This is a genomic window from Dactylosporangium sp. NPDC050588 (assembly GCF_040654975.1).
Taxonomy (GTDB): domain Bacteria; phylum Actinomycetota; class Actinomycetes; order Mycobacteriales; family Micromonosporaceae; genus Dactylosporangium; species Dactylosporangium maewongense.
Map to the genome: position 1 here is coordinate 1 of NZ_JBFAJA010000167.1, position 11,521 is coordinate 11,521.

Annotated in this window: 12 protein-coding genes; all 12 read left to right on the forward strand. The window is 69.1% G+C overall.

Annotated elements, in window-relative coordinates:
- Window positions 1-170: 170 nt before the first annotated feature.
- The 12 genes from AB0I21_RS56235 to AB0I21_RS56290 all read left to right on the forward strand — a co-directional run bounded on the left by AB0I21_RS56235 (window position 171) and on the right by AB0I21_RS56290 (window position 11,350).
- Complete coding sequence (locus AB0I21_RS56235) at window positions 171-626, forward strand: chemotaxis protein CheW (RefSeq protein WP_344515592.1); 456 nt, start codon at window positions 171-173, stop codon at window positions 624-626.
- A gap of 3 nt (window positions 627-629) precedes the next feature.
- Window positions 630-2,171 (forward strand): methyl-accepting chemotaxis protein, encoded by a 1,542-nt coding sequence (locus tag AB0I21_RS56240; protein ID WP_360574108.1) that lies wholly within the window; start codon window positions 630-632, stop codon window positions 2,169-2,171.
- Between the two features lie 89 nt (window positions 2,172-2,260).
- Window positions 2,261-3,151, forward strand: coding sequence for a hypothetical protein (locus tag AB0I21_RS56245; protein ID WP_360574110.1), 891 nt, complete (start codon window positions 2,261-2,263; stop codon window positions 3,149-3,151).
- A gap of 337 nt (window positions 3,152-3,488) precedes the next feature.
- Complete coding sequence (locus AB0I21_RS56250; protein ID WP_360574112.1) at window positions 3,489-4,697, forward strand: chemotaxis response regulator protein-glutamate methylesterase; 1,209 nt, start codon at window positions 3,489-3,491, stop codon at window positions 4,695-4,697.
- The gene (locus tag AB0I21_RS56255; RefSeq protein ID WP_344515600.1) at window positions 4,694-5,551 is read left to right on the forward strand and encodes a protein-glutamate O-methyltransferase CheR; all 858 of its coding nucleotides are present in this window, start codon (window positions 4,694-4,696) and stop codon (window positions 5,549-5,551) included. The genes AB0I21_RS56250 and AB0I21_RS56255 overlap by 4 nt, the downstream gene beginning before the upstream one ends.
- A 6-nt stretch (window positions 5,552-5,557) precedes the next feature.
- Window positions 5,558-5,959: a response regulator gene (locus AB0I21_RS56260; protein WP_327008657.1), complete on the forward strand. Its 402-nt coding sequence runs from the start codon at window positions 5,558-5,560 to the stop codon at window positions 5,957-5,959.
- Window positions 5,956-6,429 carry a chemotaxis protein CheX gene (locus tag AB0I21_RS56265; protein ID WP_344515604.1) on the forward strand — a complete coding sequence of 158 codons (474 nt, stop codon included), beginning with the start codon at window positions 5,956-5,958 and terminating at the stop codon, window positions 6,427-6,429. The genes AB0I21_RS56260 and AB0I21_RS56265 overlap by 4 nt, the downstream gene beginning before the upstream one ends.
- A complete protein-coding gene (locus AB0I21_RS56270; RefSeq protein ID WP_344515606.1) occupies window positions 6,426-6,788 on the forward strand; it encodes a response regulator in 363 nt (120 codons plus the stop codon). The genes AB0I21_RS56265 and AB0I21_RS56270 overlap by 4 nt, the downstream gene beginning before the upstream one ends.
- Before the next feature lie 8 nt (window positions 6,789-6,796).
- Window positions 6,797-7,279: a hypothetical protein gene (locus tag AB0I21_RS56275; RefSeq protein ID WP_344515608.1), complete on the forward strand. Its 483-nt coding sequence runs from the start codon at window positions 6,797-6,799 to the stop codon at window positions 7,277-7,279.
- A gap of 125 nt (window positions 7,280-7,404) precedes the next feature.
- The gene (locus tag AB0I21_RS56280; RefSeq protein WP_360574116.1) at window positions 7,405-8,445 is read left to right on the forward strand and encodes a LacI family DNA-binding transcriptional regulator; all 1,041 of its coding nucleotides are present in this window, start codon (window positions 7,405-7,407) and stop codon (window positions 8,443-8,445) included.
- 475 nt (window positions 8,446-8,920) lie between these two features.
- Window positions 8,921-10,294 (forward strand): extracellular solute-binding protein, encoded by a 1,374-nt coding sequence (locus AB0I21_RS56285; RefSeq protein ID WP_360574118.1) that lies wholly within the window; start codon window positions 8,921-8,923, stop codon window positions 10,292-10,294.
- A gap of 105 nt (window positions 10,295-10,399) precedes the next feature.
- Entirely contained in the window at window positions 10,400-11,350 is a 951-nt protein-coding gene (locus tag AB0I21_RS56290) for a sugar ABC transporter permease (protein WP_360574120.1), read from the forward strand.
- Window positions 11,351-11,521 lie beyond the last annotated feature (171 nt).

Here is an 11,521-nt window from a genome sequence, read left to right on the forward strand (position 1 = left end):
GGCTCCGCCGTCATCCAGCAACGCGTCACCGAGCTCCTCGACGTCCGCCGCGCCATCCTCGCCGCCGACCCGCTCTTCCACACGAAGATCGACACCTCGACCGACCCCTACGACCCGTACCAGTCGGACGCCAGTGCCGACTACACCTACCAGCACGCCGGAGCCTGACCATGGCCAGCCGCCAGTACGCCACCTTCGAGGTCGCCGACCAGCTCTTCGGGCTCGACGTCGCCAAGGTGCAGGAGGTCCTCTCCTTCGACCAGTACACCCCCGTGCCGCTCGCCCCGGAGTCGGTCGGCGGGCTGTTCAACCTCCGCGGTCAGGTGATCGCCGCGGTCGACCTGCGGGTGCAGCTCGGGCTGCCGCCCCGCACGAAGAGCGCCGAGCCGGCGATGAACGTGATCGTGAAGACCGAGGAGGAGTCCGTCTCGCTCCTGGTCGACCGGATCGGTGAGGTCGTCACGCTGCAGGACGACACGTTCGAGCCGCCGCCGGACACGCTGCACGGCCCGAGCCGGCACCTCATCACCGGCGCGTTCAAGCTCGACGGCCGGCTGCTGCTCGCGCTGGACACCACGAAGGCCGTCAACACCAGCCAGCCCGGCTCCGGCAACCGCGAGGAATAGTCCATGAGCTGGTTCACCAACCGCGGGGTACGGACGAAGGTGCTCAGCGCCATCGTCCTGGCCGGCCTCGCGATGATCGCGATGACGTTCGGCGCGCTGAAAGGTCTCAGCGACGCCAACGCCACGACCCGCAAAGTCACCGCGAAGAGCGCGCAGTTCGCGGCGCTGTCCAACATCCGCGACGGCATCACCGACACGCTCAGCGCGCTCGCCGACGCGCAGCGCGTCGCCGCCGACAAGAATGTGATGGCGGCGATCGAGCAGTACCGGTCCGGCGCCGCGCCGGAACGCGCCACCCAGGCCGAGGCCGCCGCCACCGCGATGAAGGCGTACCAGACGGTGCGCGACACGGAGATGATCCCCGCCGCCAACGCCGGCCGGGTCGACCAGTACGTGCGGATCGCCGCGGCCAAGGGCACCCCGCAGATCGTCAAGGCGCAGAAGATCGTCGACGACCTTCAGGCCGCCGAGTTCGCCGAGGCCGAGCAGTGGCGCGCGGACGCCCAGGACAACTACGAGTCCAGCCGGATGATGATGATCGGCGCGGCCGTGCTCGGGCTGATCGCGGCGTTCGGCGTCGGCCTCTGGGTGACGACGCTGGTCGTGCGGCCGCTGCGCCGCGTGTCCGACGTGCTCGGCGCCGTCGCGGCCGGCGACCTGAGCCGCCGGGTCGAGATCACCTCCACCGACGAGGTCGGCGTCATGGCCGAGGCGCTCAACAAGGCCACCGAGAGCATGCGCGCGACCGTGCAGACGATGGATCACACCGCCTCGTCGCTCGCGTCGTCCGCCGGCGAGCTCACCGGGGTCAGCGCGCAGATCGCCAGCGGCACCGGCGAGGCCAGCGACCAGGCGAACCTCGTCGCCGCCGCGGCCGAGCAGGTGTCGCGCAACGTGCAGACCGTCGCCGCCGGCGCCGACGAGATGGGGCTGTCGATCCGCGAGATCGCGCAGAACGCCAGCGAGGCGGCGAAGGTCGCCTCGCAGGCCGTGATGGCGGCCGAGTCGACGAACCAGGCGGTCGCCCGGCTCGGCGAGTCCTCCACGGAGATCGGCAACGTCGTCAAGGTCATCACCTCGATCGCCGAGCAGACGAACCTGCTCGCGCTCAACGCGACCATCGAGGCGGCCCGGGCGGGGGAGGCCGGCAAGGGCTTCGCCGTCGTCGCCAACGAGGTCAAGGACCTGGCGCAGGAGACGGCCCGGGCGACCGAGGACATCTCCCGGCGGGTCGAGGCGATCCAGGCCGACACCACCGGCGCGGTCGCCGCGATCGGCGAGATCAGCCAGATCATCTCGCGGATCAACGACTACCAGCTCACGATCGCCTCGGCGGTCGAGGAGCAGACGGCCACGACCAACGAGATGAACCGCAGCGTCAGCGAGGCCGCCACCGGCTCCGTCGAGATCGCCACGAACGTCTCGACGGTCGCCGCCGCGACACAGAACACGTCACTCAACGTAGCGGAGGCGCAACGGGCGGCTTCTGATCTGTCCCGCATGTCGAGTGAGATGCGCGCGCTCGTCGCACGGTTCAAGATCTGACCGGGCCGGGCGGGGTACGCTCGCAGGACCCCGCCCGCGACCCTTTTGGCTGACAGACCGGGGTGCAGGTGCGTTGCAGACTAGTTGCCATGTACAGCCTGGTTAGCGCCCCCGTTCTCGGCTTCGACCTTTCCCGTCTGCAGGGCGGATCGGCCGCGGCCGATGTGCTGCTTCGCGGACTCTCGCTCACTCAGAGTGACCTTGACGCGGTCGCGTCGGCGCGTGCCGACGACGACTGGGACCGTGTCGACCTGTGGCGTGACGTCGACGCCGCCGCTCAGGAGCGCCGCGCGGTGAACGCCGACGCCGGTGCGCTCACCGTCGTCGAGCGCGCCCCGCTCGGCACCCTCGACGGGCTGCTGCACTGCCTGCGGTACGACATCCTCGACTGGACCTGGGGCAACCGTCCCCCGCAGGCGACGATGCCGACCCCGCAGGTGCGCGCCCCGCGGCAGCGGCAGAGCGAGGTCGCGAGCAAGGCCACCGGCGTGCTGTCCGACGCCGCCGCGGCCGCCTACCTGCGGGAGCTGCTGACCGACGAGTCGCGGCGCCGGCTGAGCGCCCCGTATACCGCCGCGCTGCGCGCGCTGCCCGAGCCGGAGCACGATCTCGGCCCGCAGGGCGACGAGCTGCGCCAGCTGCTGACCCGCGTCGGCTCGCTGTCGGCCACGGAGATCCGCCAGCTCAACAAGGTCACCGACACCTCGCGTCCCGGCCTGACCGACTGGGCGCCGGCCGTGCACTCCGCGTCGTGGGCCGTCTTCCTCTCCGGCCGGGTCCGCGCCGGCGCGGCCGCGCAGCTGCTGCTCGTGCAGGCCCTGGACCGCTCCGGCGTGCCGGTCAGCGACCGGGCCGGCGGGGTGTGGAACCTGCTCAGCGGCGCCGTCCAGGCGCTCATGGTCCGCGACCTGCTGGACTCCACCACGGCCCGCCGCCTGCTCGACCCGTACTTCACCGCGATGGGCCCGCTGTCCGTCTGAAACGCGCGGGCCACGACGGCGCGGTCGCTGACGCCCTCTGCCCGGTTTGCTCCGGGGTCACGATGGCGCGGTTGCTGGTCGGTGCCTGTTGACCGGGCTTCTCCGGTTCAAACATCGCCCCTGCCCGGTTTGCTCCGGGGTCACGATGGCGCGGTTGCTGGTCGGTGCCTGTCGACCGGGCTTCTCCGGTTCAAACATCGCCCCTGCCCGGTTTGCTCCGGGCAGGGGCGGTTCTTTTGGAATTTCCCTCATCGTCCCCAGAGCACCGCCGATTAGCCCGCTGGAACGTGACGGGCCTCGCATTTCCTGAGGCCCCCGGTGCTGGAGGCAGGGGCGCGTGATCTCGGTTCTGGTGGTGGACGACTCGGTCGTCGTCCGGCGTCTGATCACCGACGCGCTCAGCGACGACCCGGAGATCCGCGTGGTCGGCACCGCCCCCAACGGCAAGGTGGCGCTGACCAAGATCGAGCAGCTCCGCCCCGACCTGGTGACGCTGGACATCGAGATGCCGATCATGGACGGTCTCGAGACGCTGCGCGCGATCCGCGCCCTGTACGCCCGGCTCCCGGTCATCATGTTCAGCACGCTGACGGCGGCGGGCGCGACGGCGACCCTGGACGCGCTGTCCGCGGGCGCCAGCGACTACGTGACCAAGCCGGCCAACGTCGGCAGCGTCGCGGAGAGCATCCGGTCGGTCCGCGAGCAGATCATCCCGCGGATCCACGCCCTGTGCGGCGGCCGGCGCACCGCGCTCGCCCCGGCGCGGCCGCCGATCGGCATCGGACCCAACATCGGGCCCAACACCCGCGTCTTCGGCGCCGGCACCGCGGTCGCGCCGCCGCTCGCCCGCCCCGGCGGCAATGCCCTGCCCACCGTGACCCGCCCGCCGGCGACCGCGCCGCCCACCTCCGCGCCGGTGCGCACCGCGCCGCGGTCGGACCGGGTCGAGGTCGTCACGATCGGCTGCTCCACCGGCGGGCCCGACGCGCTGACGACCGTCGTGCGGGCGCTGCCGGCGAACCTGCCGGTGCCGGTGGTCGTGGTGCAGCACATGCCGCCGGTGTTCACCAAGATGTTCGCCGACCGGCTCGACCGCACCGCCGCGCTGACGGTCGTGGAGGCGACCGGCGACATGGCCGTGCGGCCCGGCACGGTCTACATCGCTCCTGGCGACTTCCACCTGGAGGTGCACCGCCGCGGCACCGAGGTGATCACCAAGCTCAACACCGGCCCGCCGGAGAATTTCTGCAGGCCCGCCGTGGATGTGCTGTTCCGCTCGGTGGCGAGGACGTACGGCGGCGCGACCCTCGCGATCATCCTCACCGGGATGGGACAGGACGGGAAGCGGGGCGCCGAGCAGCTGCGGACGACCGGCGCGGAGATCGTCGTGCAGGACGAGGCGACCTCGGTCGTCTGGGGCATGCCCGGCGCGGTGGCGACGGCGGGACTCGCGCACGCCGTCCTGCCGCTGGGCGAGATCGCCCAGCATCTCATCAGCCGTACGGCCGGAGGCCGGGGGGCGAAATCCATGGAGGTGACCCGATGACATTGACTGCCCAGGAGTTCGCCTTCATCAGCGGCCTCGTTCGGCGCGACGCGGCAATCGTGCTCGAGGCGGGCAAGGAGTACCTGGTGGAGGCCCGCCTGCTGCCGCTGGCCAGGCAGTCCGGCCTGCCGAGCGTGTCGGAGTTCGTCGCCCGCGCCCAGCAGCGGCCCGAGCCCGAGGTTCACCGCAAGATCGTCGATGCGCTCACCACCAACGAGACGTCGTTCTTCCGCGACGGCGAGCCCTTCAAGCAGCTCGTCGACACCGTGCTGCCGGATCTGCTGGTGCGCCGGGCCTCCACCCGTTCGATCAAGGTCTGGTCGGCGGCGAGCTCCAGCGGCCAGGAGCCGTACACGATCGCGATGGTGCTGCAGGACAACCTGCCGCCCGGCTGGTCCTTCGACATCATCGGCACCGACATCTCCACCGAGATGCTGACCCGCGCCGAGGCCGGCCAGTACTCCCAGCTGGAGGTCAACCGGGGACTGCCGGCGCCGCTGCTGGTCAAGCACTTCGAGCGCAACGGCGCGCACTGGCAGGTCGCGCAGTCGTTGCGCAAGAACGTGTCGTTCCGCCGGCTCAACCTGGCCGCGCCGTTTCCCTCCATGGGCCCGTTCGACATCGTGTTCATCCGCAACGTGCTGATCTATTTCGACGTCCAGACGAAGCGGACCGTCCTGCAGCGGGTCGCCGGCACGCTGCGACCCGACGGCTGGCTCTTTCTCGGCTCGGCCGAGACCACGATCGGCATCGACGACAGATTCGAACGGGTGGTCGCCGGCCGGACGTCCGCCTACAAGCTGCGGACCGCACCGAAGACCGCCGCTTCCGTGAGCGCAGTAGGAAAGGGGTGACGCCAGATGCTCACCATGGTGATCGACGATTCGCGCGCGATGCGCCTCATCTTGAAGCGGATCGTGGCACAGCTCGGCTTCGATGTGGTCGAGGCGGGCAACGGCCAAGAGGCGATGGACTACCTCACGGCCAACGTTCTCGACGGTGACGGCGAGATCCCCGGCTTGGCGCTGGTCGACTGGAACATGCCCGAGATGAACGGGCTGGAGTTCGTGACCGCTGTCCGCGCCGAACCCCGCCTGCGCGGGATGACGTTGATGATGGTCACGACGGAGAGCGAACAGAGCCAGATCGTGCGGGCCCTCGCATCGGGCGCGCACGAGTACGTGATCAAGCCGTTCACACCGGACGCGATCATCGACAAGCTGGCGCTGCTCGGCCTCGTCCCGAACGGAGTCGCAGCATGACGAACCCAACCGAGGATGACCTGAAGGTCATCGCCGAACAGGTCTGGTCCTCCTATCTCGACCTGGACGGCGCCAGCCCGCTCGTGCCGCTCCCCGCCGACAAGCACCAGGCCGACGTCACGGCCTCGGTGTCCGTCACGGGCGCCTGGCGGGGCCACGTCCTGGTCAGCTGCTCCGACGCGGCGTCCAGGAACGTCGCGGCGGCGCTGCTGGGCATCGACTTCGACGACGTGGCGGAGGAGGACGTCGCCGACGCCCTCGGCGAGCTGGCGAACATCATCGGCGGCAACGTGAAGAGCCTCCTGCCGGAGCCCAGCGCGCTGTCGCTGCCGCACGTGCACGTCGAGGGGACGCAGGGCCGCTACCCGCACGTGACCGAGGTGTGTCACCTCGAAGGTACCTGGATGGACGAGTCGGTCACCGTGACCGTTCTGGAAAGCACCACCGATCTCGCTGGAGCAATGGCATGAAGATTCTGATCGCCGACGACAGCCGGGTCATGCGGCAGATCGTGACGCGGACCCTCCGGCAGGCCGGCTATGAGGGCCACGACCTGGTCGAGGCGTGCGACGGGCAGGAGGCCTTCGACAAGGCCGTGTCGGAGAAACCGGACCTGGTGCTGTCGGACTGGAACATGCCGCACCTGACCGGTGTCGAGGTGCTGCGGATGCTGCGGGCCAACGGCGACCAGGTGCCGTTCGGCTTCGTCACCTCGGAGGGCACGCCCGAGATGCGACAGGCCGCCGAGGACGCGGGGGCACTGTTTCTGGTCACCAAGCCGTTCACAGCGGACACATTCAAGGACGCACTCGACCCAATTTTGGGATGATTTGAACCATGTCGCATGTTCTGCCCGTTCCCAAGGCCGTCAAGGATCTCTTTGACGATCTTCTCGGCCGGCCGGTCCAGGTCAACCCGGCCGAGCCCCTCCGAGCCGCCGACGTTCCCAAGACCCTGGTCGCCCTGTACACCGACGAACGCTCGCAGCTGCTCGCCGTGATCGGGATGGACTTCGGGCTCACCGCCTACACGGGCGCCGCGATCGGCCTGATCCCCCCTGGTGGGGCCGAGGCCTGCATCGAGGACAACGAGATCTCCAAGATGATCGGCGAGAACGCCATCGAGGTGTGCAACATCCTCGCCGGTCTGCTCAACCGCGAGGGCGTGCCGCGCCTGAAGCTGTACCAGACGTTCCTGCCGGGCGAGAAGGCGCCGACCGACGCGGTGAACTGGCTGCTGGCGCTGGGGCGGCGGCTCGACCTGATCGTCGACGTCTCCGGATACGGCGCCGGCAAGATCTCCATCGCGCTCGCCGGCTGATCGCTGCCGCGGCTGCGGCCTTTGTACCGGTTTTCCGGTGGCCGCAGCCGCATGGTCGGTGTTCCCGAGGTTGGGTGGGCGACATCGTGCAAAAAATTGCGTAGTCATGCACTACGCTTGCGGGCATGACTCGACGACTCGCTGAGGTGGCGAAGTACGCCGGCGTGAGCGAGGCGACCGTGAGTCGGGTGCTCAACGGCAAGCCCGGCATCTCCGACGCTACCCGCACCGCTGTGCTCACCGCGCTCGACGTCCTGGGCTACGAACGCCCGACGAAACTGCGCGGCGAGCGCGCCCGCCTCGTGGGGCTGGTGCTGCCCGAACTGCAGAACCCGATCTTCCCGGCGTTCGCCGAGGTGGTCGCCGGCGCGCTGTCCAAGCGCGGCTTCACGCCGGTGCTGTGCACCCGGACCGCGGACGGCGTCTCGGAGGCCGACTACGTCGAGATGCTGCTGGACCAGCACGTGTCCGGCATCATCTTCTGCGGCGGGCTCTACCATCAGGCCGCCGCGGAGCACGAGCACTATCACCGGCTGCACGAGCGCGGCCTGCCCGCCGTGCTGGTCAACGCCGCGATCGACGACCTGGGCTTCCCGCGCGTGTCGGTCGACGACGGGCACGCCGTGGACCAGGCGTTCAACCACCTGGTGTCGCTCGGGCACAAGCGGATCGGGCTGATCCTCGGCCCCGCCGACCACGCCCCGTCCAACCGCAAGCTCACCGCCTTCGAGGCGGCCGCGCAGTACAGCGACACGGTCAACGCCGAGGACGTCGAGCGGGTCATCTTCTCCATGGAGGGTGGCCGGGCCGGCGCCACGCGGCTCATCAAGCACGGCGTCACCGGCATCATCTGCGCCAGCGACGTGCAGGCGCTGGGCGCGATCCGGGCGGCCCGCCGGCTGGGCCGTGAGGTCCCCGACGACATCTCCGTGGTCGGCTTCGACGACTCCCTGTTCATGAACTGCACCGACCCGCCGCTGACCACCGTCCGCCAGCCCATCCAGGCGATGGGGCAGGCCGCCGTCACCCTTCTGGTGAGCCAGGTGGCCGGCACGCTGGTGCCGACCGAGGAGATGCTCTTCGAGCCGGAGCTGGTCGTGCGGGGCTCCACCGGTGCGCTCAAGGTGCCCGCGCCCAAGGCGACGAAGGCGGCCTCGGCCGCGTAGTTCCTCCCGGTTTCAGCGCAGCGCCACGACTCCTGCACGGAGTCGTGGCGCTCTTTCGTTGTGTCCGCAAGCAGGTGTCCGCTGCACACCGCGATTCTGCGACCGCGTGCGGTCAACGACTTCTGGCCCTCGCTGCGCGCTTTCGGCCGCTTTCGTGCAAGTCCCCGGACCGTGGGAGCGGGTCCATGCAAGCGACTGCCAGTGGATCATTAAAATTTTGCAACGGCCCATGGACTTCTTGTGGCGAGTGAGCCTAATCTCTTGCCTACACCAGGCGGAAACGCTGGCGCGATGAGACGGAAACCGAACAGCAACGCACCTGACGAACGAGTGCATACCGGCAGCCGACCCCATGCTGCGCATCCGTGCGGAGCGGTCCAGGTAGGACGCCCCGGCCCCGCCCCGCACAGCCCCGAACGATCGGCCCAGTCAGTGCAGGGCCGGAACTTCTCCACACCCCAAACAAGGAGCGACGATGAAGTACTCACGTACCACGATGGCGCTGGCCGTCGCGGGTGCGCTGGCGCTCACCAGCACGCTTACCGCGTGCGGCGACGACAAGAAGGAAAGCGCCGACACCAACGCCGCCGTCACGCTCAACGTCGTGGGTCTGCTCCCCGGCGCGAAGCCCGAGGCGCAGCAGGCGCTCGCGGCCGAGGTGGCGGACTTCCAGAAGGAAAACCCGAACATCACGGTCAAGACCAAGGACTACGAGTGGAAGGCCACCACGTTCGCGGCCGACCTCGCGGGTGGCACGCTGCCGACGGTGTTCGAGATCCCCTTCACCGACGCGAAGACGCTGATCGCCAACGGCCAGATCGCCGACATGCAGTCGTCGCTCAGCAGCCTCTCGTACGCCGGCAACTTCAACAAGAACCTGCTGCAGTACGGCCAGGGCCCGGACGGGCACACCTACGCCATCCCCGCCAAGAGCGTCTACGCGGTCGGCCTGCACTACAACCGTGACCTGTTCACCTCCGCCGGTCTCGACCCCAGCAAGCCGCCGACGACCTGGGACGAGGTCCGCGCCGCCGCCAAGGCGATCGCGACCAAGAACCCCGGCGTGGCCGGCTTCGCCCAGATGGCGAAGGACGCGACCGGTGGCTGGCAGCTGACGGTCGACACCTACGCCCGCGGCGGTCGCCTCGAGGACGGCAAGAAGGCCACCCTCACCAACGACGCCACCAAGGCCTCGCTGCAGTTCCTGAAGGACCTGCGCTGGACCGACAACTCCATGGGCGCCAACTTCGACTACGACTGGACCGGCATCAACCAGGCGTTCGCCGCCGGCAAGGTCGGCATGTACACCTCGGGCCAGGACGTCTACACGAGCCTCGTGCAGACGAACAACATCAACCCGAAGCAGTACGGCCTCACGATGATCCCGCTCACGGGCGGTGACGCCGGCGTCCTCGGTGGCGGCACCATGGCGGCCGTCTCCAACAAGGCCACCGCCAACGAGAAGGCCGCTGCGGTCAAGTGGATCGACTACCACTACCTGCGCAAGTACACCAACCAGGACGCCGCGAAGAAGAACGCCGAGATCCAGGTCGCGAGCAAGCAGCCCGTCGGCACCCCTGAGCTGCCGATCTTCTCGCAGCAGCAGTACCAGACCTACCAGGACTGGATCAAGTCGTACATCAACGTGCCGCTGGACCAGATGACCGGCTTCACCACCAAGGTCTTCGACGCCAAGCTCGTCAACGAGCCGGCCATCGCCACGCAGGACGTCTACAAGGCGCTCGACTCGGTCGTCCAGGCCGTCCTCACCAACAAGGACGCCAACATCGACCAGCTCCTCACCGACGCCAACACGAAGGCGCAGCGCGCCATCGACGCCGCCGGCTGATCCTCGCTCCACCGACAGACAAACCCGCAAGGTGTGGGCCGTGGGAACACCGCGGCCCACACCGGGGGCTCTGCCCCCGAAACCAGGACGAGGAGTGATGTGGTCGTGAGTGCACCCGGCGCTCTGCGGCAGACCGGCGAGGTGACCCGGCAGGTCCGCCGGCGCAGCCCGGTCACCTGGGTCCAGCGGGGTGGGCTGAGCTCGGTCCTGTTCGCGCTGCCGCTGCTGATCGTCTTCGGCATCTTCTCGTGGTGGCCGATCCTCCGGTCGGTCGTCATGAGCTTCCAGAAGACGAACCTCATCGGCGACCCGACGTGGGTCGGCTGGAAGAACTTCGAGTTCGTGCTCACCGACCCCGACCTGCCCACGGCGATCCTCAACACGCTGTACTTCGCGCTCCTCGCCCTGATCTTCGGCTACCCGATCCCGCTCGTGGCCGCGGTGCTGATGAGCTCGGTCCGCAAGCGCAAGGGCGTGTTCTCGGTGCTCGCCTACCTTCCCGTCGTGGTGCCGCCGGTCGTCGCGGTGCTGCTGTGGAAGTTCTTCTACGACGGCTCCCAGGACGGCGTGTTCAACACGATCCTCGGGTACGTCGGGCTCGGCCCGTACTCCTGGCTGTCCGACACGACGCTCGTCATGCCCTCGCTCGTGCTCGAAGCGACCTGGGCCGCCGCCGGCGGCACCGTGATCATCTACCTGGCCGCGCTGCTGAGCGTCCCGGACGAGCTGTACGACGCCGCCGAGGTCGACGGGGCCGGCATCTGGCGCAAGGTGTGGCACGTGAGCATGCCGCAGCTGCGCGGCGTCCTGCTCATCACGTTCATCCTGCAGATCATCGGTACGGTGCAGGTGTTCCTGGAGCCCTACCTGTTCACCGGCGGTGGCCCGGCCAACGCCACCATCACGATCCTGCTCATGATCTACGACTACGCGTTCGGCCGGTCCCTGGGCGGGAACTACGGCGCCGCGACCGCACTGTCCGTCATGCTCGCCACGTTCCTGGCGATCCTGTCGCTGGTGTACTTCAAGCTCACGTCCGGCTGGAGCAAGTCATGACCGGCCAGCGAAGCGGCTCGGGCCGGTCATCAGTGGCGCAGTGTGGGGGCATGCGCCCGGAACGAAGTGAGGACGCATGACCGGCCAGCGAAGCGGCTCGGGCCGGTCATCAGTGGCGCAGTGTGGGGGCATGCGCCCGGAACGAAGTGAGGACGCATGACCGGCCAGCGA